Annotated in this window: 26 protein-coding genes, 1 tRNA gene and 1 pseudogene; 13 read left to right on the top strand and 15 right to left on the bottom strand. The window is 69.3% G+C overall.

Going from position 1 to position 19,520, the window contains the following annotated elements; genetic code table 11:
- Window positions 1-4: 4 nt before the first annotated feature.
- Window positions 5-916, top strand: a complete 912-nt coding sequence (locus ACIA8R_RS01735) for an SMP-30/gluconolactonase/LRE family protein (RefSeq protein ID WP_357693384.1) — start codon at window positions 5-7, stop codon at window positions 914-916.
- A 5-nt stretch (window positions 917-921) separates the two neighbouring features.
- Here ACIA8R_RS01735 and ACIA8R_RS01730 read toward each other — a convergent pair whose 3' ends face one another.
- Window positions 922-1,653, bottom strand: coding sequence for an ABC transporter permease (locus ACIA8R_RS01730; protein ID WP_364083647.1), 732 nt, complete (start codon window positions 1,651-1,653; stop codon window positions 922-924).
- Entirely contained in the window at window positions 1,650-2,555 is a 906-nt protein-coding gene (locus tag ACIA8R_RS01725; protein WP_397035925.1) for an ABC transporter ATP-binding protein, read from the bottom strand. Before ACIA8R_RS01725 ends, ACIA8R_RS01730 begins: the two co-directional genes overlap by 4 nt.
- A gap of 109 nt (window positions 2,556-2,664) precedes the next feature.
- On the opposite strand from ACIA8R_RS01725, the gene ACIA8R_RS01720 reads away from it, so the two are divergent.
- From ACIA8R_RS01720 to dnaN, 3 genes are all read left to right on the top strand, one after another.
- The gene (locus ACIA8R_RS01720) at window positions 2,665-4,083 is read left to right on the top strand and encodes a sensor histidine kinase (RefSeq protein WP_397035923.1); all 1,419 of its coding nucleotides are present in this window, start codon (window positions 2,665-2,667) and stop codon (window positions 4,081-4,083) included.
- The gene (locus ACIA8R_RS01715; protein WP_357693392.1) at window positions 4,083-4,736 is read left to right on the top strand and encodes a response regulator transcription factor; all 654 of its coding nucleotides are present in this window, start codon (window positions 4,083-4,085) and stop codon (window positions 4,734-4,736) included. The genes ACIA8R_RS01720 and ACIA8R_RS01715 overlap by 1 nt, the downstream gene beginning before the upstream one ends.
- Window positions 4,737-4,860: 124 nt before the next feature.
- The gene (gene dnaN, locus ACIA8R_RS01710; RefSeq protein ID WP_397035920.1) at window positions 4,861-5,958 is read left to right on the top strand and encodes a DNA polymerase III subunit beta; all 1,098 of its coding nucleotides are present in this window, start codon (window positions 4,861-4,863) and stop codon (window positions 5,956-5,958) included.
- Between the two features lie 4 nt (window positions 5,959-5,962).
- Here dnaN and ACIA8R_RS01705 read toward each other — a convergent pair whose 3' ends face one another.
- Window positions 5,963-6,418, bottom strand: a complete 456-nt coding sequence (locus ACIA8R_RS01705) for a MarR family winged helix-turn-helix transcriptional regulator (RefSeq protein WP_397035918.1) — start codon at window positions 6,416-6,418, stop codon at window positions 5,963-5,965.
- A gap of 63 nt (window positions 6,419-6,481) precedes the next feature.
- Between ACIA8R_RS01705 and ACIA8R_RS01700 the strand changes: the two genes are divergently transcribed.
- Both ACIA8R_RS01700 and ACIA8R_RS01695 read left to right on the top strand, forming a co-directional pair.
- The gene (locus ACIA8R_RS01700) at window positions 6,482-6,769 is read left to right on the top strand and encodes an antibiotic biosynthesis monooxygenase (protein WP_364083657.1); all 288 of its coding nucleotides are present in this window, start codon (window positions 6,482-6,484) and stop codon (window positions 6,767-6,769) included.
- Window positions 6,766-7,608, top strand: coding sequence for an SDR family oxidoreductase (locus tag ACIA8R_RS01695; protein ID WP_397035916.1), 843 nt, complete (start codon window positions 6,766-6,768; stop codon window positions 7,606-7,608). The genes ACIA8R_RS01700 and ACIA8R_RS01695 overlap by 4 nt, the downstream gene beginning before the upstream one ends.
- Before the next feature lie 7 nt (window positions 7,609-7,615).
- Here ACIA8R_RS01695 and ACIA8R_RS01690 read toward each other — a convergent pair whose 3' ends face one another.
- The 6 genes from ACIA8R_RS01690 to upp form a co-directional block, all read right to left on the bottom strand.
- Window positions 7,616-8,290 carry a FadR/GntR family transcriptional regulator gene (locus ACIA8R_RS01690; protein WP_357693399.1) on the bottom strand — a complete coding sequence of 225 codons (675 nt, stop codon included), beginning with the start codon at window positions 8,288-8,290 and terminating at the stop codon, window positions 7,616-7,618.
- Window positions 8,291-8,390: 100 nt separating this feature from the next.
- Window positions 8,391-9,734, bottom strand: a complete 1,344-nt coding sequence (locus ACIA8R_RS01685; RefSeq protein WP_364083663.1) for a helix-turn-helix transcriptional regulator — start codon at window positions 9,732-9,734, stop codon at window positions 8,391-8,393.
- 96 nt (window positions 9,735-9,830) lie between these two features.
- Complete coding sequence (locus ACIA8R_RS01680) at window positions 9,831-10,364, bottom strand: PH domain-containing protein (protein ID WP_125640563.1); 534 nt, start codon at window positions 10,362-10,364, stop codon at window positions 9,831-9,833.
- Window positions 10,361-10,519 (bottom strand): hypothetical protein, encoded by a 159-nt coding sequence (locus ACIA8R_RS01675; RefSeq protein WP_352318444.1) that lies wholly within the window; start codon window positions 10,517-10,519, stop codon window positions 10,361-10,363. Before ACIA8R_RS01675 ends, ACIA8R_RS01680 begins: the two co-directional genes overlap by 4 nt.
- Window positions 10,520-10,616: 97 nt before the next feature.
- Window positions 10,617-10,841: a hypothetical protein gene (locus tag ACIA8R_RS01670; protein WP_352318442.1), complete on the bottom strand. Its 225-nt coding sequence runs from the start codon at window positions 10,839-10,841 to the stop codon at window positions 10,617-10,619.
- A 210-nt stretch (window positions 10,842-11,051) separates the two neighbouring features.
- Complete coding sequence (gene upp / locus ACIA8R_RS01665; RefSeq protein ID WP_397035913.1) at window positions 11,052-11,690, bottom strand: uracil phosphoribosyltransferase; 639 nt, start codon at window positions 11,688-11,690, stop codon at window positions 11,052-11,054.
- A gap of 149 nt (window positions 11,691-11,839) precedes the next feature.
- On the opposite strand from upp, the gene ACIA8R_RS01660 reads away from it, so the two are divergent.
- From ACIA8R_RS01660 to ACIA8R_RS01645, 4 genes are all read left to right on the top strand, one after another.
- Window positions 11,840-12,355 carry a tRNA adenosine deaminase-associated protein gene (locus ACIA8R_RS01660; protein WP_397035911.1) on the top strand — a complete coding sequence of 172 codons (516 nt, stop codon included), beginning with the start codon at window positions 11,840-11,842 and terminating at the stop codon, window positions 12,353-12,355.
- Between the two features lie 18 nt (window positions 12,356-12,373).
- Window positions 12,374-12,850: a tRNA adenosine deaminase-associated protein gene (locus ACIA8R_RS01655; RefSeq protein ID WP_357693408.1), complete on the top strand. Its 477-nt coding sequence runs from the start codon at window positions 12,374-12,376 to the stop codon at window positions 12,848-12,850.
- 26 nt (window positions 12,851-12,876) lie between these two features.
- Entirely contained in the window at window positions 12,877-13,347 is a 471-nt protein-coding gene (gene tadA / locus ACIA8R_RS01650) for a tRNA adenosine(34) deaminase TadA (protein ID WP_357693410.1), read from the top strand.
- Between the two features lie 10 nt (window positions 13,348-13,357).
- Window positions 13,358-13,447: transfer RNA gene (locus tag ACIA8R_RS01645), tRNA-Ser, on the top strand.
- A 40-nt stretch (window positions 13,448-13,487) separates the two neighbouring features.
- Here ACIA8R_RS01645 and ACIA8R_RS01640 read toward each other — a convergent pair.
- The 4 genes from ACIA8R_RS01640 to ACIA8R_RS01625 form a co-directional block, all read right to left on the bottom strand.
- Window positions 13,488-13,802 (bottom strand): hypothetical protein, encoded by a 315-nt coding sequence (locus ACIA8R_RS01640; protein ID WP_397035909.1) that lies wholly within the window; start codon window positions 13,800-13,802, stop codon window positions 13,488-13,490.
- A gap of 109 nt (window positions 13,803-13,911) precedes the next feature.
- Complete coding sequence (locus ACIA8R_RS01635) at window positions 13,912-14,208, bottom strand: type II toxin-antitoxin system VapB family antitoxin (RefSeq protein WP_357693414.1); 297 nt, start codon at window positions 14,206-14,208, stop codon at window positions 13,912-13,914.
- Window positions 14,209-14,253: 45 nt separating this feature from the next.
- On the bottom strand, window positions 14,254-15,111 hold the full coding sequence (locus tag ACIA8R_RS01630; RefSeq protein ID WP_397035907.1) for a neutral zinc metallopeptidase: 858 nt from the start codon (window positions 15,109-15,111) through the stop codon (window positions 14,254-14,256).
- A 54-nt stretch (window positions 15,112-15,165) separates the two neighbouring features.
- Entirely contained in the window at window positions 15,166-16,128 is a 963-nt protein-coding gene (locus ACIA8R_RS01625) for a neutral zinc metallopeptidase (RefSeq protein ID WP_397035905.1), read from the bottom strand.
- A gap of 88 nt (window positions 16,129-16,216) precedes the next feature.
- Here ACIA8R_RS01625 and ACIA8R_RS01620 point away from each other — a divergent pair, with 88 nt between their 5' ends.
- Entirely contained in the window at window positions 16,217-16,858 is a 642-nt protein-coding gene (locus ACIA8R_RS01620) for a LysE family translocator (protein ID WP_397035903.1), read from the top strand.
- Window positions 16,859-16,864: 6 nt separating this feature from the next.
- Here ACIA8R_RS01620 and ACIA8R_RS01615 read toward each other — a convergent pair whose 3' ends face one another.
- Window positions 16,865-17,341: a hypothetical protein gene (locus ACIA8R_RS01615; RefSeq protein WP_364083680.1), complete on the bottom strand. Its 477-nt coding sequence runs from the start codon at window positions 17,339-17,341 to the stop codon at window positions 16,865-16,867.
- 55 nt (window positions 17,342-17,396) lie between these two features.
- Entirely contained in the window at window positions 17,397-18,320 is a 924-nt protein-coding gene (locus ACIA8R_RS01610; RefSeq protein ID WP_397035901.1) for a hypothetical protein, read from the bottom strand.
- Window positions 18,321-18,494: 174 nt separating this feature from the next.
- Here ACIA8R_RS01610 and ACIA8R_RS01605 point away from each other — a divergent pair.
- Together ACIA8R_RS01605 and ACIA8R_RS01600 are read left to right on the top strand one after the other, a co-directional pair.
- A pseudogene (locus tag ACIA8R_RS01605) lies at window positions 18,495-18,722 on the top strand (aldo/keto reductase); the annotation flags it as partial.
- A 104-nt stretch (window positions 18,723-18,826) separates the two neighbouring features.
- On the top strand, window positions 18,827-19,504 hold the full coding sequence (locus ACIA8R_RS01600) for an aldo/keto reductase (protein ID WP_397035899.1): 678 nt from the start codon (window positions 18,827-18,829) through the stop codon (window positions 19,502-19,504).
- Window positions 19,505-19,520 lie beyond the last annotated feature (16 nt).

The raw sequence follows: 19,520 nt of genomic DNA, 5'->3' as shown, positions 1-19,520 counted from the left end.
CATCATGGACACGATCCCCACCGAGTTCGAAGCCCTCGACGAGCGTTTCGCCGGCATCGGCGGCGACGACCGGCTCGAACGCCTCCACACGGGCACCCGATGGGCCGAGGGCCCGGTCTACTTCCCGGCCGGCCGTTACCTGGTCTGGAGCGACATCCCCAACGAGCGCATGCTCCGCTGGGACGAGACGACCGGCACGGTCGGCACGTTCCGGCAGCCGTCCGGCTACACCAACGGCAACACCATCGACCGCGAGGGCCGGCTGATCTCCTGCGAGCAGGGCAACCGCCGCGTCACCCGCACCGAGCACGACGGCTCGATCACCGTCATCGCCGACCGCTGGCAGGGCAGGCGCCTCAACAGCCCCAACGACGCCGTCGTGCGCTCCGACGGCTCCGTCTGGTTCACCGACCCCCCGTACGGCATCACCAGCAACTACGAGGGCGTCGTGGCCGAGCAGGAGATCGACGGCTGCCACGTCTACCGCGCCGACCCGGTGACCGGCGAGGTGCGCATGGTGGCCGGCGACTTCGTCCGTCCCAACGGCCTGGCCTTCTCCCTCGACGAGAAGCTCCTCTACGTCGCCGACACCAGGGCCAGGCACCTGCGCGTCTTCGAGGTCGGCGAGGACGGCACGCTGTCGGGCGGCAAGGTCTTCGCCGAGGGCACCCCGGCCGACAACTTCGACGGCCTGCGCCTCGACGACACCGGCCGCGTCTGGGCCGCGGCCGGCAAGGCGCTGCTCTGCCACGACCCCGACGGCACCCTGATCGGCCGGCTCAGGCTGCCGGAGAACACGGCGAACCTGGTGTTCGGCGGGCAGAAGAGGAACAGGCTGTTCATCGCCTCCTCCTCTTCGCTCTACTCCCTGATGACCAACGTCACCGGCGCCCGCCCGGTCTGGGCCCGCCGCTGACGTCCCTACTCCCACCGGAACAGCCGCACGGCCAGGCCCCCGAACACCGCCAGCCCTGCGGCCATCACCACCACGTGCAGGAGTTGGGGGGCCTGTCCGGCCCAGGTGTCCTTGAGCGCCTGGGCGAAGGGCCCGGCCACGGAGAAGTCGCTGACCTTGCGCAGCGCGTCCGGCATCATCTCGCGCGGCAGCCACATGCCCCCGACGAACATCAGCGGGAACATCACCGCCGACCCGATCCCCGAGGCCGCCTTCCCGTTGGGCGCCAGCGCCGCGATCACCAGGCCGATGGCCATCAGGGCGGCGGTGCCGAGCAGGAAGACCAGCACGAACCCGAGCCACTGCCTGGGCGCCGACGTCCCGAACGCCGCCATCCCGGCCACGATCAGCACGACCGTGGACACGGCCCCGACGGTCAGGTTGACCACGAGTTGCACGGCCAGCAGCCGTCCCGGATGCACCGGCGTGGTGGACATGCGCCTGAGCACGCCCTGCTCCCGGTAGCCGGCCAGCACGGTGGGCAGCACGCTGCAGGCCAGCGTCAGCAGTGCGAGCAGGGTCATCATGGCCGGCATGTGGGCGTCCACCGACCGCAGCCCGGATGCGTCGGGCTTGGTCATGTCCGGCACGCTGAGCCCCAGCACCAGCAGCAGGCCGACCGGCAACCCGATGGTGAAGATCATGAACGGCCAGTCGCGCAGGTGCAGCTTGGCCTCCACGAGCAGGATCTTCGTCATGACAACTTCCTTCCGGTGAGCGCGAGGAACGCGTCGTCCAGGGTCGCCTGCTCGATGCGCAGGTCGGCGGGGATGATCTGGTGCTGGGCCAGGGCCAGCGTGACCACATGGGCGAGGTTGCCGGTGCCCGAAACCGAGACCTGCCCGCCGTGCCTGACGACCTCGCGCACCTCGGGCAGCGCCAGCAGCACGGCGTCGTCCAACGGGCCCGAGGGGCGGAACCGTACGTGCTGCTCGGCCCCCACCTGGGCGATCAGCCCCGCGGGCGTGTCGGTGGCCACCACCTTGCCCGCGTCGATGAGCGCGAGCCGGTCGCAGAGCCGCTCGGCCTCCTCCATGAAGTGCGTGACCAGCACGATCGTCACGCCCGAGTCGCGTACCTGCTCGATCAGCTCCCACGTGTCCCTGCGGGCCTGCGGGTCGAGGCCGGTGGTCAGCTCGTCGAGCACCGCCACCCGCGGCCGGCCCACCAGCGCCAGCGCGACCGACAGCCGCTGCCGCTGGCCGCCGGAGAGGTTCTTGAACGTGGCGTCGCGCTTGTGCCCGAGACCGACGTGTTCGAGCAGTTCCCCCCAGTCGGCGGGGTCGGGGTAGAAGGAGGCGTACAGGTCCAGGGCCTCCCACACCTTGATCTTCTCCGGCAGCGCGGCGCTCTGCAGTTGCATGCCGAGCACCTGGCGCAGCTCGTCCCGGTCGCGGCGTGGGTCCAGGCCCGTCACGCGTACGGTGCCGCCGTCCGATGAGCGCATGCCCGCCACGCACTCCACGGTCGTGGTCTTGCCGGCGCCGTTGGGGCCGAGAATGCCGAAGATCTCACCCTCGGCGACCTCGAAAGACACGTCGTCCACCGCGAGGTGGTTCGGATACTGCTTGCGCAGGTTCCTCACTTCGATCACCTTCATGGCATCGACGCTAGGAGTTCCGGCTTTTCCGTGGAATCGCGGTAGATGCCGCGCAAGGGTGTATCTAGGTGCAGTGTTCCCGGCGCGGATGTTGGCGCAGACTGGGAGCATGCTTCAGAGGTTCGGGCAGGTCGCGGCCCTGTACGCGCTGCTGCTGGTCGAGATCGTGCTGATCCCCTTGGCCGGCGCCATGATCACGCTGTCGTTCGGGCTCGGGATGGTCTTCTTCTTCCCGTGGCAGGCCCGGATGGTCCGGCGCACGGCCGAGAAGCACCGCGGCCTGCTGCGCGCGTGGACCGGCATCGAGATCGAGCCGCCCTACCTCCCCAAGCCGCCGCCGCCGGTCCCCATGTCCGACGGCCTCTACCGCGCCGACCGGACGTTGTACAAGTCGCCGCGCATGCCGGCCTGGAACGACCGGTTCAAGTGGCTGCTCACCGACCCGGCGACCTGGCGCGACATGCTCTGGCTGGTGCTCGACCCGATCGTCAAGGTCGGGCTGCTGCCGCTGTTCGTCGTGTTCCCGGGGCGCGGCCTGCGGCTGTACGCCCTCATGGTCCGCCTCCTGCTCGGCGCCACCTCCGCCAGCCGCCTGTCCGGCCAGCTCATCCATCTCAGACAGGTACGCAACCTCGCCGCCGACTCCCAGGCCGCCGAGATGCGCAGGATCGAACGCGACCTGCACGACGGCACCCAGGCCCGCCTGGTGGCCATCGGCATGACGCTGGGCGCGGTCGAGCAGCTCATCGACGACAACCCGGCCGCCGCCAAAGCCCTGCTGGTCAAGACCAGGGACGCCTCGGCCGAGACCCTGACCGAGCTGCGTACCGTCATCCGCGGCATCCACCCGCCGGTGCTGGCCGAACGCGGCCTGGCCGACGCCGTACGCGCCCTGGCCATGGACAGCCCGCTGCGCGTCACGGTGGACGTCGAGCTGCCCCAACGCCTGGAGCCCCCGGTGGAGGCGGCGGCCTACTTCGCGATCAGCGAGCTGCTCGCCAACGCCGCCCGGCACAGCGGGGCCGAGTCGGCGGCCATCGACATCAGCGTCAACGGCGCGGCCCTGCGCATCACCGTCCGCGACGACGGCATGGGCGGCGCCGACCCGGCCGCGGGCAGCGGACTGACCGGCATCGAACGCCGCCTGGCCGCCTTCGACGGCGTGCTGGCCCTGCACAGCCCGCCCGGCGGCCCCACCGTCGTCACCCTGGACATCCCGCACGTGCTCCCCGACCAGGCCGAGCAGACCAAGCTGCCCCCCAGGAAGGCCGCCACGATCGCCGTCCTGTACGCCACGGCCTGGTGCCCGCTGTTCCCCCAGGGCCTCGTCACGGCCGTCTTCAAGGCGGCCCACATCGACGAGCGGAGCTGGTTCCTCGCCCTCTACCTGCCCGAACCCCTGCAATGGCCGCTGATCGTGTTCAACATCGCCATTGGCACCATCATGTACATTGCGGCCATGCGTATCCGGCTCGTCCACAACAGAAGCCTCGTACTCGGCCGTGTCGGTGGTCTGGGGTCCTGCTGATGAAGCGGGTGCTGGTCGCCGAAGACCTCTACCTGCTCAGAGACGGCCTGGTCCACCTGTTGCAGGCGCACGGCTTCACGGTCGTCGCCGCGGTCGAGAGCGGCCCCGAGCTGCTGAAGGCCCTGCTGGAGCTGCGTCCCGACGTCTCGGTCGTCGACGTACGGCTGCCGCCCACGTTCACCGACGAGGGCCTTCAGGCCGCGCTGACCGCCCGCGCGCAGGTGCCGGGGCTGCCCGTCCTCGTGCTGTCGCAGCACGTCGAGCAGCTCTACGCCCGCGAGCTGCTGGCCGACGGCTCGGGCGGCATCGGTTACCTGCTGAAGGACCGGGTGTTCAACGCGGAGCAGTTCATCGACGCCGTGCGCAGGGTGGCCGAGGGCGGCACCGCGATGGACCCCGAGGTGATCGCCAAGCTGCTGGCCAGCAACGCCAGGAACGAGCCGCTGGCCGCGCTCACGCCGCGCGAGCGCGAGGTGCTGGAGGCCATGGCCGAGGGCCGCTCCAACGCCGCGATCTCCCAGCGGCTCTACCTGAGCGAGAGCGCCGTCGCCAAGCACACGGCCGGCATCTTCGCCAAGCTCGGCCTGGCCCCCTCCGACGACGACAACCGCCGCGTCCTCGCCGTGCTCGCATACCTGAACAGCCGGGCCTGACGCCCTTCCTGCCCCACCAGGCTCAATGGTCACTGGCCGCCCAGTCGTGCCCGGTCTCAGCCGGAGTTGTCGGTGGGAGCGGCTATTTTCATAGAGGCACGGCGCGACGAAAGGGTGGATCCTCGTGAAGATCCGGGTTAACCGCGATGTACTGGCAGATGCGGTGGCATGGGCCGCCAGAGTCCTGCCCAGCCGCCCGGTGGTGCCCGTACTTTCCGGGTTGCTCCTGGAGGCGGGCGACGAGCTGACCCTGTCCGCCTTCGACTACGACGTCTCCGCGCGCGCCCGGGTCGACGCCGACGTGGCCGAGCCCGGCAGCGTGCTCATCCCCGGCAAGCTGCTCGCCGAGATCAGCCGCAGCCTGCCGGCCGAAGACGTCGAGATCGTCACCGAGCGCGCCGAGGCCGTGCTGACCTGCGGGAGCGCCGAATTCGGGCTGATCACGATGCCGGTCGAAGACTTCCCGGCCCTGCCGACGATGCCTCCGAGCATCGGCGCGATCGGCGGCGGCGTGTTCGCCACCGCGGTCAGCCAGGTCGCGCCCGCGGCCAGCCGCGACGACACGCTGCCGATGCTCACCGGCATCCGGGTCGACATCGACGGCGAGTCCGTGGCGATGGCCGCCACCGACCGCTACCGCATCGCCGCCCACGACTTCGTCTGGCGTCCGGCCGCGCCGGGCGTCGCCGTCTCGGCCATGGTGCCGGCGAAGGTGCTGGTGGAGGTGGCCAAGTCGCTGCGCGGCGGCGAGGTGTCGGTCGCGATGGGCGACGGCGTGGCCGGGTTCGAGAGCGTCGGCCGCAGCACCACCGTGCGCCTGCTCGACGAGCAGTTCATCGACTACCGGGCCAGGCTGACCTCCGACTGGTCGATCAGGGCCGACGTCGCGGTGACGCCGTTCGTCAACGCGATCAAGCGGGTGGCCCTGGTGGCCGAGCGCAACACCGCGATCCGGCTGTCGTTCTCGCAGGGCCAGGTGCTGATCCAGGCGGGAGGCGGCGACATCGGGCGCGGCACCGAGGTGGTCGGATGCGACCTGCGCGGCGACGACATCCAGATCGCCTTCCAGTCGCAGTTCCTGCTCGACGGCCTGACCGGCATCGAGACCGAGCTGGCCAGGATCAACATGGAGTCACCGACCAGGCCCGCCCTCATCCAGGACGTCCCGGGCGACGCCCAGCCCGCCTTCCGCTACCTGGTCATGTCGCTGCGCCTGACCTGAGCCGTCATCCCGCCGCGCTCGTCTGCCGCTCGGCGACCAGCTTGAAGACCCTCTTGAACTCCGCGTACGCCTGCTCGCCCACGGCCTGTGCGTGCGCGGCCTCCATCTCGGCGATGATGGCGTCCGACCTGGTCATGTGGTCCAGCGCCTTCTCCGTGGGCACGATCAGCTTGGCCCGGCGGTCGGCCGGGTCGGGCTGGCGTTCCACGTAGCCGAGCGCGACCAGCTCGTCCACCAGCGTGCCGATCACCTGCTTGTGCTGCCCCGACTGCGCCGCCAGGTCGGTCGCCCTGCTGCCCTCCTCGTCCAGGTAGGCCAGCACCGCCCCGTGCCGCGGCCGCAGACCCGGATGCCCCTGCTCGGCCAGCTTGGCGAAGAGCTCGCCCTGCAGGGCGAAGAGCGTGCGCCCCGCCAGGACACCGAGGTCTGGTTCGTCCTGCTTGCGATGACTCCTGCGCACGTGTCGGCCCTCCATTTAGTCACTGATTTTGACTGTCACTAATTCTTACTATATTGTCGTGGCATGACGACGACGGTGGAACTCACCAGATTCAGAGTGTCCCCGGAGCGTGCCGACCAGTTGCTGGCGGCCCGCCCGGACATGCTCGCCGACTTCGCGGCCGACCGCGCCGGCTTCCTCGGCGCCAGGCTCGTCCGCCTGTCCGACGACGAATGGCTGGACATCGTCGACTGGCGCTCGGGCGACGATTTCGCCGCCTCCCGCGCCAAGGGGGCGAACCTGCCGGGCATCCAGAAGTTCTTCGACCTGATCGACGAGTTGATCTCCGCAGAAGAGGGGACATTGCGATGACCATCCTGATCACCGGTGCCACCGGCACCGTCTCCGGCGCCGTGCTGAGGTCCCTCGGCGACCTGACCGACGTGCGCGTCCTGGTGCGCGACGCGGCCAAGGCCCCCGCGGGCGTCGAAGTGGCCGTCGGCGACCTCGACGATCCCGCCACGCTCGACGCGGCCTTCGCGCGCGTCGACACCTTGTGGCTGTTGACCGCCATGGGCCCCCAGGCGCCCCACGCGAGCATGAACGCCCTCTGGGCGGCCAGGAAGGCAGGGGTGCGTCACGTCGTGCGCCTGTCGGCCATCGGGGCCGCCCACGACGCCCCCACCCGCAACGGCCGCCTGCACGCCCTGTCCGACGTCGAGCTGGCCGCCTCGGGCCTCGACTGGACCGTCATCCGCCCGGCCTTCTTCATGCAGAACCTGCTGGGCTCGGTCAACGGCGACACCCTCTACGGCGGCACGGGGGAGGGCAGGATCGGGTTGATCGACGTCCGCGACATCGGCGACTTCGCCGCCGCGGTGCTGCGCGACCCGGCGTCGCACAAGGGCCGCACCTACACGCTCACGGGCCCGGCCAGCATCTCGCTGGGGGAGGCGGCCACCGCCCTGACCGAGGTCTACGGCACGCCGATCGCCTACCAGCCCGTGACGCCCGACGACGCCTACCGCTCGATGCTCGACGCCGGCCTGCGCGAGTGGGACGCGGCCGTCACCAGGGAGTACCTCAACGCGTACTCCGGGAACTGGGGCGACCTCACGACGACGGCCTTCACCGACGTGACGGGACGCCCGGGCCGGTCCTTCACCGAGTTCGCGAAGGACCATGCGGCCGAGCTGCGTGCCGCCGCCTGACAGCCGGTCAGGCGTCGGTGAGGGCGATGAGGATGTGCTCCATGCACGCGTGCCCGGCCCGCTCGGCCGCGGTGGCGTCCCCGGCGGCGATGGCACGGGCGATGGCGTCGTGCGGGATGTAGCTCTTGTTGAACGACGTGCCCGCGGCCGTGATGCTGGCCCGCAGAGCCGCCGAGAAGTCCTCGTAGAGGTCGATGAGCACGAGGTTGTGGGTGGCGTGCGCGACCGCCATGTGGAAGGCGAGGTCGGCCTCGACGAAGAAGTCGGGGTCGTCCAGCTCCCAGGCGCGGTCGCGTTCGGCCAGCGCGGCCTCGATGCGGCGGATGTCCTCGTCGGTGCGGCGGGTCGCGGCCAGCCGGGCGGACTCGACCTCCAGCGCGCGCCGCACCTCAAGGATCTCCAGCTGCTCGGCCTGGCGCAGCCGGCGCAGCATCGCCCCCGACAGCTCACTGGTCGCCCGGACGTAAGTGCCGTCCCCCTGACGGCACTCCAGCAGCCCGGCGTGCGTCAACGCACGTACGGCCTCGCGAACGGTGTTGCGCCCCACCCCGAGCTGCTCGGCGAGCACCGTCTCGGTGGGGATCTTGCCGTTCATCTGCCACGACCCTGAGGTGATCTGCTCCTTGAGCTGATCGATCACCTGGTCGACGAGCGAAGCCCGCTGCGCCGTACGCAGACTCACAGTCCGCCTCCTCCGGGGAAACCAATCATCCTATGAGTCAATGACTGGTAGACCCTAATTATTCCAGACTCAAAAGTCCAAATCTGGAGCTCCCGGAGGTTCAGTGCGCGACCGTGGCGTCTACCGTCACCCCTGCCAATGCCGAGCGAACTCCGGCAGCTTCAAGGGCTTTACGATATGCCGCGGTCTGCTGTGCTCTCGCCCCGACCCTGCCGTAGAGGTCACCCAGCTCGCGCCAGCAGCGGGCGGCCTGCCTGTCGGATCCGAACACCGGACGGTCGAGCGAGTCGAGCATCTCGTGCGCGGTGCGGAGCTGCGTCGTGGCACTGCCGTCGAGGTCGAGCGCGACGGTGGCGAGCAGAAGGTTCGCCTCGGCCGGCGTGGTGCCCGAACCGTCGTGGGCCAGCCCCAGCGCCGTGGTGGCCAGCTCGGCGGCGCCCGTCTGGTCGCCCGCCCGCAGCCGGACCCGCGCGTGCGCGATCAGGCTCTCGCCGTGCTCACGGACGCTGCCGGGAGAGGCGGCGAAGGCGCGCGACGCGGCGGCGGCCAGCCGCTCGGCCTCGTCGAGGGGCGCGGTGACCAGCCTGGACCAGTGCATGGCCGCCCGCGCGAGCTGAAGCGCGAGCCGGGCCTGACGGCCCGCCATGATGGCGTCGTCGGCCAGGCGCACGGCCAGCGCGGAGTCCTCCCCGGCGGCGGCGGCGGAACTCGCCTGCCACAGCGCGTGGATTTCCTCGGAACGGTCCATAACTTCAGGAACGCCGCTGTTGTCCAGCACCCTCTTGACGTACTCGAGCTCGGGGGAGTCGCCCTCACGCTCGCTGCGCGCCTCGACCAGAGCGGTGGCCAGGTCGACCGCGATCTCGCCCTGCGAGATGGACAGCCGCTCGGCCTGCTCCAGCGCGGACGCGGCCAGGTCACGGGCCCTCAACCGGTCGCCGGCCCGCTGGTAGCAGCGGCTCAGCGCGATCGTGAGCGGCAGGTCGGCCAGGCGCTCGGGATGCGCGGCGGCCTCCCTGCGCAGCCGCTCGAACGCCTCGACGGCCTGCCCGAGACGCCCCTGCACCTCCAGCGCACGGGCCCGGCCGAACCGGGCGTGCGCGGTGAGCATGGCGTTCTCCTCGTCGGCGGCCTTCACGATCTCCGTGAAACGGTCGGCCGCAACCGCGGGGTCGCCGTGCTGCAGCTCCAGCTCGGCATGGCGGAGACCCAGCTCGGTGTCGATGCGCTGCCTCGGCTCGATGCCGTGCAGGAGGAACTCGGTGGTGCATCCCAGCCGCTCGGCGAGGAGGCGGGCCACGACAGGAGTCGGCGTACGCTTGCCCGACTCGATGAGCGAGACATAACTGTCAGACAGGTCGGGTCCGGCCAACTGGGCCTGGGACATCCGCCTGTTCAGCCGCAGTCCACGGACGCGGTCACCGATGGTTCCCTGACTCGGCATCTCATCTCTCAAGGCGGGGAAGGGTCAACAACACGCAATGATTGCATGAAGTGGCCGAATCTGGTATCCCCGCGTGAAGAATTTGCCACGTCGAGATTAATCGTCGCTCTCGTCCTTGCTGGGAAAAAGCATCTGGCAGACCTCCAGGTAGAGGGTCTCCGGATACGGAATGTACTCGACCGTTGACAGAGCCTGGTCCTGACCAGCGGACTCGAGGATGAACTCGCCGTAACCGAGCATGCGCCCCAGGAGAGATCGCTGGAAGCTCATGTCGGTGACCTTGCCGAGCGGCATCATCGCGACCTTGCGCGTGATCAACCCTGTGGTGAGCAACATGCGCTTGGACGTCACCACAAAGTAATCGACCGACCACTCCGCGACTTTCCATACGAAGCGGACGAGCAGCAGCAGCCACAGCCACCACACCACGACGAGCGCGGTGCCGCCGGACTCCCCACCACCGAAGAACTTGCTGAGGAGCCCGGCGACGACCAGGCCGCCGAAGACCTCGGCGACCGGACGCAGAAGTACGGCGGGATGACGCCGCACCATGATGACCTGTTGTTCGTTGGGGAGGAGGTAGCGGTTGACCGACGACGGAGCAGAGTCCCCGTGGGTCACCAGTCTCATGCGAGATTGTTCACAAATTGGGCCAGAGAGTCGGCCGCGTTGAACACCGTGTCGAACGCTCCCTTCACCGCGTCTGCGGCATCAGCTGGTCGCGCGAACAGGTAGTACGCCACAAACGCGATACCACCGTATGTGAGGACTTTTTTGACCTGCACTGTCGCCTCCGTGCCACTAACCCACTCCACCCGCCGTATACATTACCCACCCGCTAGCCGGGGTAAAGGTAACTTGGCGGGTTAGTTTTGATCTTGCTTAGCCACGTTCGCTGGCGACCAGCGCCAGGACGTGAAGGTGCTTCCGGGCGATGCGTTCCACAAGGCTCGGATGCGCATAACCGGTGACTTCCAGCGCGCCGTAGTGCGCTGCTTCCACACAGCGCGTTACGGTGGTCGAGGAATGCACGCCGGCGAACTCGTCGCGAAGTGCGGCCTCCACCTCCGCGTACGGAGTCGGGTCCGCCTCGGTGTGCTCGCTCATGCGCCCTCCTGTGCTGGTCGCATGAGACGGGGCACTGCTGTTGCCGGGTGCTCGCTCATTCACGAGGACCCCTTGGCACCGGGCATGTCGCTCATCGTGCTTCCCCCACGCGCATGCGGAAGTTCCCTTCCTGTCTCTTCGTACCCACCCAACCACAGTATGTAACGAAGTGACGACCCAGCGTAAGGAGAAGGGGAGCCGATGGAAGGGTCAGACCACGCCGTAGAGGCGGTCGCCGGCGTCGCCGAGGCCGGGGACGATGTAGCCGTTCTCGTTGAGCCGCTCGTCGAGGGCGGCGGTGACCACGCGGATGGGCTTGCCGGAGTTGGCGAACACCTTGTCCATGTACGCCAGGCCCTCGGGGGCGGCCAGCAGGCAGATGGCGGTGACGTCGACCGCGCCCCGGTCGAACAGGAACTGCACGGCCGCGGCGAGCGTGCCGCCCGTGGCGAGCATCGGGTCGACGACGAAGCACTGACGCCCGGACAGGTCGTCGGGCAGGCGGGTGGCGTACGTCTCGGCCTGGAGGGTGGACTCGTTGCGGATCATCCCGAGGAAGCCGACCTCGGCGGTGGGCAGCAGCCGCGTCATGCCGTCGAGCATGCCGAGCCCGGCGCGCAGGATGGGCACGACCAGCGGCTGCGGCTTGGCCAGGCGCACGCCGTGGGCGGGGGAGACCGGGGTCTGGACGGTGACGTCGGTGACCCGTACGTCGCGCGTCGCCTCGTACGCCAGCAGCATCACCAGCTCGTCCGCGAGCCTGCGGAAGGTCGGCGAGTCGGTGCGGACATCGCGCAGCGTGGTGAGCTTGTGGGCCACGAGCGGATGGTCGACGACGAGGGTTTCCATAGAGGCCAACGGTATCCGGTGGACGGAGTGGTGGCATCTCGGGCCTTTGGTTTTGATCACAATTTGGTCGGAGAGGCACACGCCGCGTGGCCTGTTCTGGAACGATTGGGGCCTGGTGCGAACCTGTCGTGTCAGAGGCTCGGGTGGGGATGACGATGACAGACGAAGATGCGCTCGACTTCGCCATCGTGATTTATCGCGAGGACGAGCGGTGGCACGCGGAGTTGTTGCCCGTCACGCTCACGTCCGACCTCCAGGGCCTGATCCAGGCCCTCAGGCAGCAGCCGAGCGAGAGCGGCACGATCGGCCTGGTCGCGGTCGGCGACGAGTTCTTCGTGGCGCTGCGCGTCCTCGGTGACCGGGTCGACGTCTTCCTGTCCGACATCGCCGCCTCCTGGGACTTCCCGCTCGCCCGCCAGGTGCTGCACTACCTCGACGTGCCGGTCCCCGACGAGGAGGAGCTCGACGAGATCCTCCAGGACGAGGAGACCGTGCTGCCGGCGGGAGATCTGTCGATCTTCGCCGATCTCGGGTTGGACGAGATGGAGCTGGGCATCCTCTCCGGCGACATCGATCTCCTCCCCGAAGATGTGCTGTCCAGCATCGCCGCGCGGCTCGGCTTCTCCGAGCCGTTCGAGCGTGCCATCGAAACGGTCTTCGGCTGACCCCCCTGGAGTGCGGGCATGGCGTCCAACACCTTCTCTGCGGCTTTTGTCAGGACTTCCGACGGCTGGACCGGTGCAGAGGTCGACCTGCGCCACGCGGAGATCGTCGACGACTTCGGCGATGCCGTCATCGAGGCCCTGGGCCTGACGGGCGACGAGCTGGCCCTGCTCTGCGTCGAGGTCGAGGACGAATGGTTCGCCATCGCCCGCTACCGCGGCGAGGACGAGCCCCGGGTGTTCCTGTCGGACGTGCACGCGATCACCTCCAACGGCATGGGGGAGCTGTTCGCCGAGTTCGCCGGCGTGGCCCCCGACAAGGAGGGCAACGGCCTCGGCATCCGTCCCGCCGGTGACTTCGAGCTGCTCAGCGACCTCGGCGTGAGCTCGGAGGAGCTGCTGGAGCTGAGCATGGAGGAGGGCCTGCTGCCCGCCGACGTCCTCTCGGTGATCGCCGAACGGCTGTCGTTCGCCGACGAGCTCGACCGGTTGCGTTGACCCACGAGAAAGTGACCCACGAGAAAGTGACCCACGAGGAAGCGGCCCACGAGGAAGCGATGCGCCTGGCGCTGGCCGAGGCCGTCGCGGCCGGGGGCAGGGGCGAGATCCCCGTCGGCGCCGTCGTGCTCGGGCCGCTCGGCGAGGTGCTGGCCGCGGCGGGCAACGATCGCGAGTCCGCCGCCGATCCCACCGCGCACGCCGAGGTGCTCGCGCTCAGGCGGGCCGCCGCGCTGCGCGGGCAGTGGCGGCTGGCCGGCTGCACACTGGTGGTCACCCTGGAGCCCTGCACGATGTGCGCGGGCGCGGCCGTGCTCGCCCGGGTCGACCGGATCGTGTACGGCGCCGTGGACGAGAAGGGCGGCGCCGTGGGCTCGCTCTGGGACGTCGTACGTGACCGGAGACTCAACCACCGGCCCGAGGTCGTCATGGGTGTCTTGGCCGAAGAGTGCTCCGCTGTCCTTAAGGAGTTCTTCGCCACTCGCAGAATCCGGTAAGCTCGTCCGCGGTGGTGTCGCCTAGTGGCCGAGGGCGCACGCCTCGAAAGCGTGTGATGGGGCAACTCATCCGTGGGTTCAAATCCCACCACCACCGCCATCGGGCCTCCGACGACCTCGGAGGCCCTTTTCTTTTGCCCTCAGGGCTGCTGGGTGGGCCCGTCGGACGGCGGGTTCAGGTTGAGCTGGATGTCGGGCGGGCTGTCCTCGACGACCTGCGTCTGGACCGTCTCGCCGGCGCGGGACTCCGGGCGGCCGTCGTCGGCCAGGACGAAGAACAGGGCGCCGCAGGCGCTGAGGAGCAACAGCGGCAGCCCGATCGCCAGCAACACGATCAGGTTGCGATTGTCGATGGGCCCAGGCTCCTCGAAGTACTCCTGGACCGGCTGGTGGGAGTAGTGCGGCGGGCCGTATCCGGGTGGCGGCCACGGCCCATGTGGCGGTGGATACGACACGGCATTCTCCAAAGGATGTCGAAAGACGCGGGCGTGACGCACGGCACGTCGATCAGGTTGACACATGAAAAAGGGAGCCGCGAATGACGGCTCCCTTTTCCGGCGCGTTTCAGCTGGGCAGATCCAGGACTCTGGCGTGCAGGATCGACCGTTGGTGCAGGGCCGCGCGCAGGGCCCGGTGGAGGCCGTCCTCCAGATAGAGCTCGCCCTTCCACTGCACCACGTGCGGGAACAGGTCGCCGTAGAAGGTGGAGTCGGCGGCGAGCAGCGAATGCAGGTCCAGCATGGCCTTCGTGGTGATCAACGAGTCGAGTCGGACCTGCCTGGGAGGGATCTGCGCCCACTCTCGGTTCGTCAGACCGTGTTCGGGATAAGGGCGTCCGTCGCCGACGAGCTTGAAGATCACCCACCTCATTTTAGGAGAGAATTCGACCCCGTGCGTTCTCCGGGGCTATCGGCCCAGCTCAGACTGTTCACAGTCGCCGGGCCGGCCGTTTTGGTAGCCGCGCTGGAAGGCGTTGACGCGTTGCTCGGACGAGCCGTGCGTAAACGATTCGGGATCGATTCTGCCGCTCGTGCGTTGCTGGATTCTGTCGTCGCCCACGGCGGCCGCGGCGTCCAGGGCCTCGGCGATTTCCGTCTGGGTGAAGGGCTTTTCGTAGAAGCCCGTCTTGACCGCGTTCTGCGCCCAGACGCCGGCGTAGCAGTCGGCCTGGAGCTCGACGGGGACCGAACTGCCGGTGTCGGACTGGAGGGCGCCGCGCAGGTCCTGGACGTGGTGGCCGTATTCGTGGGCGATCACGTAAGCCTGGGCGAAGGGGCCGCCCTTGGCGCCGAACTGGCTGTGGAGCTGGTCGAAGAAGCTCAGGTCGAGGTAGACGCGCTGGTCACTGGGGCAGTAGAACGGGCCGACGGCGGAGCTGGCCGCGCCGCAGCCGGTACGGAGGCTGCCGGAGTACAGGACCGTCTTCGACGTCCGGTAGCCGGAGATCTCCTGCTTCCAGTAGTCCTGGATGCTGTTGACCACGCCCACGACGCGGCACTTCTCCGACTGATCGGCGTCCTTGCCCGTCTTGCACTCCTGGGAGAGCTTGGCCGGAGGCTGCTTCTGCGCGGGCTCGCCGTCGCCACCGCCGCCGCCCAGGTTGTTGAGCACGAACACCAGCACTAAGGCGATCAGGCCGACGATCCCGCCGCCCCCGAGGACCATGCCGCCGGGGAAGCCGCCGCCCGAGAACCCGCCGCCACCGCGACCACCGACGTCCTCGACCTGCGACGAATCGAGGTTGACGTCGTCCTTGAAATCCATATCTGACGTCCCTTCTGGGGTGCTGCCCGCTACAGAGCTTCCCCAACTGGCCGCCTAGATGCCATTCGAGAAGGTGTCACATCTCTCCGGGACGCCGGTGTCGTACCCGACGCCGAACCACTTCTCGCGTTGCTGCGAGGTGCCGTGGGTGAAGGCGTCGGGGGTGACGCGGCCCTGGGAACGGCGCTGGATGCTGTCGTCGCCGACCGCCGCGGCGGCGTCGAGGGCCTGGTTGATGTCGGCCGGGGTGAAAGGTTCGCGGTAGAAGCCGGTCTTGACCGCGTTGTGCGCCCAGACGCCGGCGTAGCAGTCGGCCTGCAGTTCCAGGCGCACGGACGCGCTGTTGGCGCCCGGCCTGCTGTTGTTGCCGACCTTGTCCATGGTGCCGAACAGGTTCTGGACGTGGTGGCCGTACTCGTGGGCGACCACGTACGCCTGGGCGAACGGGCCGCCCTCGGCGCCGAAGTCGCGCTGGAGGGTGTCGAAGAAGGCCAGGTCCAGGTAGACCTTGCGGTCGCTCGGGCAGTAGAACGGGCCCACGGCCGAGTCGGCCGGGCCGCAGCCGGTGTTCACGGCCCGCGAGAACAGCACGGTCTTGGCCGGCGTGTACTCCTTGTCGCGCTCCTTGAACGCATGCCGCCAGTAGGACTGGATGCTGTTCACCGTGCCGACGACCCGGCAGTCCTCCGCCTGGTCGGCGTCGGCGCCCGTACGGCAGCGTTCGGCGAGGTTGCCGCTGGGGGAGAGCTGGCCGGGGGCGCTCGGGTAGCGTCCGCCGCCCTGCTCGCCGCCCTCGTCGCCGCGGAAGGGCGAGGGGGCGAGCTTGAACAGGAACAGCCCGGCCACGGCCAGGACCAGCAGCAGGCAGCCGCCGCCACGGCCGCCGATGGGCAACATGCAGCCGCCGCCCGGCATCCCGCCCCAGCCACCGCCGCCGCCGCGGCCGGGCTGGGAGCCGGAGGCCCGGACGTCCTCGACCTGTGAGGGGTCGAGTGGGGTGTCATCGTCGAACTGCATACCCTGCTTCATCCCCCGTAGTCAGGTGATTACGCAGAGCACTATGTGCGAGCATGATTTTTCCGCATTTGTCGGTTAATCTGCCGCCATGACGGGTGGGTTGATCGGGATCGCGCTGGTGTCCCTGGGCATGGTTCTGACGCCGGGGCCGAACATGATCTATCTGGTGTCCCGCTCGATCAGCCAGGGGCCCCGCGCCGGGCTGATCTCGCTCGTCGGCGTCGCGCTGGGGTTCATGACGTACCTGACGGCGACGTGCCTCGGACTGACGGCCGTGTTCGCGTACGTGCCGGTGGCCTACACGGCGCTGAAGCTGGCCGGGGCCGCGTACCTGCTCTGGATGGCCTGGAACGCGATCAGGCCGGGCGGCGCGTCGGTCTTCCAGCCACGGGAGCTGGAGGTCGAGCGGCCGCGGAAGCTGTTCGCCATGGGGTTGCTCACCTGCCTGCTGAATCCCAAGATCGCGATCCTGTACCTGTCATTGCTTCCGCAGTTCATCGACCCCGCCATGGGGCACGTGCTGCTGCAGAGCCTCGCGCTCGGCTCGGTGCAGATCGCGATCGGCACGCTCGTCAATGCGCTGATCGCGGTCTCGGCCGGCGGCCTCGCCGCCTTCCTCGCCCGTCGTCCGGTGTGGCTGCGGGTGCAGCGGTACGCGATGGGCACGGTGCTCGGCGTCTTCGCCGTACGCATGGTCGCCGACCGCTCGAAGGCCCTCGTGCCGGCCTGACGGGCTCTACCGGCTCACCTGGGCCCTGAAGCGTTCGTGGGCCGCCTGCTTGGAGATGCCCATGGCCTCGCCGATCTCCGTCCAGGAGGCGCCGTTCTCGCGCGCTCCGGCGACGGCCTGGTCGAGCAGTGTGCGCTGCCAGCTCTCCAGCTGGGACAGCAGGGTGAGCGCGGCCAGCGGACGATCAGCGGAGAGCTTCACGACCTGCTCGCACAGCAGGTTCGACTTGGTCACCAGCCACGCGGGCGGGGCGGCGGCGAGCAGTGGCGGCGTGTGCCTGCTCCACCACCGGTACTCCGCCTCCTTGGCCCCCTCGGGCGTCGCCGGATACCGCCGCCGATCGGCCCACCCGCACGAACACGCGGCCTGGTATCCGACGTACGACCTGGTGAAGGCGCTGGACGTCGAGGCCAGCTCCCCGTCGGGCAGGACGGGCGCGGCGAAGCCCTCGTGGCCGGGAAGATCGGCGATGCTCAGAGTCATGACCGTCAAGATATCCTGACGAATTCCGTTCTTGCCACCCGTTCCGAGGATCGCGTTATTCCGTCCAGGTTTCCTCGGCGCAGAGGACCCGGGCGGCCTCGTGGGGTTCGGCGTCCCGGACGTGGCGACGCCCGTCCTCGGTGTGGAGCATCGTCACGATGCCCGAGGCCAGCACCCGGCCCTCGTGGACGTCACGCAGGTGCACGATCCTGCCCGTCCGAAGGTGTCCGTCCGGCGGGCGGCCGTCGGCGGTCCACGTCTCCCAGCGCCACATCCGGTAGGTCTCGCCCGGGTTCCGGTCCGAATCCACGGAAGCCGGGAAGGTGGGCACGTGATCGGGGTTCAGCGCACGTGAGACCGGATCCTGCTGAAGCAGGCTGAACTTGCGGGCGATCGGATCGGCGCCGAGATGATCCTGCGCCGGGGCCGTCCACGACACGCTTTCCTGCGGGGACCTGAACCTGTCCTGCCGCATCGCCGCCCACTGCCCGGCCTCCGTGACGGGAACGGGCACCCGGCGGTGCTCCAGCGCGGCTCCGGCCGGTTCCTTCGGCCTCATGTGCACGAGCGGGTCGAAGACATCCCGGATCGGCCAGAACCGGAACACCCAGCGCAGCATGTTCACGCTGTGGACGTGCACGGTCAGGCCGTACTCGAACCAGGGCGGACCGATCAGGAAATCACCGCCATTGCCGTCCAACACCCCCATCTGAACGACTCCGGTCGCGGCCGTGAAGCCCGTCTGCTCGATCGCTCTCCAGTCGGGGCCCGGCTCCGGCGGCTCGACGTCCCATGCCTCCAGGCGGACGGTCACCGTCTCGTGGGTGGCCTCCGACTCGTCGTCGCTGAACTCCGGGATCTCGGTGCCGCCGTACAGGCAGAGCCTTCCGTAGAACAGGCGGAGCTCTTCATCGAGGTGGCGAAGCATGCGGGCCACGGGTGTGTCCTTCGGGTCGGGGATGCCGGAGCGCTTGATCACGCCGGGCTGGACCAGCGTAAAGAAGGCCGTCCGGCTTGGGGGACCGCTCTCTACCCACGCGAAGTGCGACCTCCGGCCTGCAGGGGATTGGACTCCAGACACTTGTCGCGGGCCGTCGCGCCAGGCAAGCCCGCCACCTGGCCGCAGTGCCGGCACAGGGAAGGAAGAAATGTCATGTCACTCGCGGGAATCCTTCCCGGCCGACTCGGGTTCGGCGCGGCTCCCCTCGGCAACATGTTCCGCGCGATCCCCGAGGAAGAGGTGCACGCCACCTTGGAGGCCGCCTGGGACCACGGCATCCGCTACTACGACACCGCCCCCTTCTACGGGGCCGGCCTGGCCGAGTCCCGGCTCGGCACGCTGCTGTCCGGCAAGCCCCGCGACTCCTACGTCCTGTCGACGAAGGTGGGCCGCGTCATCCTCGACGAGGTGGAGAGCGGCGACCGGGAACTGGGCGAGAAGGGCGGGCTGTTCGAGCACGGCCGCCCGAACCGGATGCTCGACGAATGGACCGCTCCCGCCACCGAACGTCGATCGAGGACAGCCTCAAGCGACTGGGCGTCGACCGGCTGGACATCGTCTGGGTGCACGACATCGCCCAGGACTTCCACGGCGACGTGTGGCTGCAGAAGTTCGAGGAGGCCCGTACCGGGGCATTCCGGGTGCTGGCCCGGCTGCGCGACGAAGGCGTGATCCGGGGCTGGGGCCTGGGCGTCAACCGCACCGAGCCGATCGAGCTGACCCTCGCCCTGGACGAACCCCAGCCCGACGGCTACCTGCTCGCCGGCCGCTACACGCTCCTCGACCACGAGCACGCCCTGCAACGGCCGCTGCCCATGGCCGAGGAGCAGGACGTCAGCATGGTCGTCGGCGGGCCCTACAGCTCCGGCGTCCTCGCCGGCGGCACCCATTTCGAGTACCAGCAGGCGCCACCGGAGATCGTCGAGCGCGTCGGCCAGATCAAGGCCCTCGCCGAGCGGTACGGCGTCAGCATCAAGGCGGCCGCCCTGCAGTTCTCCCTCGCCCATCCGGTGGCCGTGGCCGCTGTACCAGGGGCCACCCGTCCCAGCCGGATCGCCGAGGACGTCGCCGCGCTGAACGAGACCGTGCCCGCCGCGTTCTGGGAGGAACTCCGCGCCCTCGGCCTGGTCAGCCCGGCCGCCCCGCTCCCCGGCGGCGCCTGACCTCGCCCGTACCGCC

This window comes from Nonomuraea sp. NPDC051191, from assembly GCF_044455665.1.
Taxonomy (GTDB): Bacteria; Actinomycetota; Actinomycetes; order Streptosporangiales; family Streptosporangiaceae; genus Nonomuraea.
Note: the sequence above shows the minus strand (reverse complement) of the source record. Positions and strands in the feature narration are given on the sequence as shown.

Coding starts and splice junctions, on each gene's coding strand:
- ACIA8R_RS01735 (WP_357693384.1), top strand. CDS start 5: ATGGACACGATCCCCACCGAGTTCGAAGCCCTCGACGAGCGTTTCGCC.
- ACIA8R_RS01730 (WP_364083647.1), bottom strand. CDS start 1,653: ATGACGAAGATCCTGCTCGTGGAGGCCAAGCTGCACCTGCGCGACTGG.
- ACIA8R_RS01725 (WP_397035925.1), bottom strand. CDS start 2,555: ATGAAGGTGATCGAAGTGAGGAACCTGCGCAAGCAGTATCCGAACCAC.
- ACIA8R_RS01720 (WP_397035923.1), top strand. CDS start 2,665: ATGCTTCAGAGGTTCGGGCAGGTCGCGGCCCTGTACGCGCTGCTGCTG.
- ACIA8R_RS01715 (WP_357693392.1), top strand. CDS start 4,083: ATGAAGCGGGTGCTGGTCGCCGAAGACCTCTACCTGCTCAGAGACGGC.
- ACIA8R_RS01700 (WP_364083657.1), top strand. CDS start 6,482: ATGACGACGACGGTGGAACTCACCAGATTCAGAGTGTCCCCGGAGCGT.
- ACIA8R_RS01695 (WP_397035916.1), top strand. CDS start 6,766: ATGACCATCCTGATCACCGGTGCCACCGGCACCGTCTCCGGCGCCGTG.
- ACIA8R_RS01685 (WP_364083663.1), bottom strand. CDS start 9,734: ATGCCGAGTCAGGGAACCATCGGTGACCGCGTCCGTGGACTGCGGCTG.
- ACIA8R_RS01680 (WP_125640563.1), bottom strand. CDS start 10,364: ATGAGACTGGTGACCCACGGGGACTCTGCTCCGTCGTCGGTCAACCGC.
- ACIA8R_RS01670 (WP_352318442.1), bottom strand. CDS start 10,841: ATGAGCGAGCACACCGAGGCGGACCCGACTCCGTACGCGGAGGTGGAG.
- upp (WP_397035913.1), bottom strand. CDS start 11,690: ATGGAAACCCTCGTCGTCGACCATCCGCTCGTGGCCCACAAGCTCACC.
- ACIA8R_RS01660 (WP_397035911.1), top strand. CDS start 11,840: ATGACGATGACAGACGAAGATGCGCTCGACTTCGCCATCGTGATTTAT.
- ACIA8R_RS01655 (WP_357693408.1), top strand. CDS start 12,374: ATGGCGTCCAACACCTTCTCTGCGGCTTTTGTCAGGACTTCCGACGGC.
- ACIA8R_RS01630 (WP_397035907.1), bottom strand. CDS start 15,111: ATGGATTTCAAGGACGACGTCAACCTCGATTCGTCGCAGGTCGAGGAC.
- ACIA8R_RS01625 (WP_397035905.1), bottom strand. CDS start 16,128: ATGCAGTTCGACGATGACACCCCACTCGACCCCTCACAGGTCGAGGAC.
- ACIA8R_RS01620 (WP_397035903.1), top strand. CDS start 16,217: ATGACGGGTGGGTTGATCGGGATCGCGCTGGTGTCCCTGGGCATGGTT.
- ACIA8R_RS01615 (WP_364083680.1), bottom strand. CDS start 17,341: ATGACTCTGAGCATCGCCGATCTTCCCGGCCACGAGGGCTTCGCCGCG.
- ACIA8R_RS01600 (WP_397035899.1), top strand. CDS start 18,827: ATGGACCGCTCCCGCCACCGAACGTCGATCGAGGACAGCCTCAAGCGA.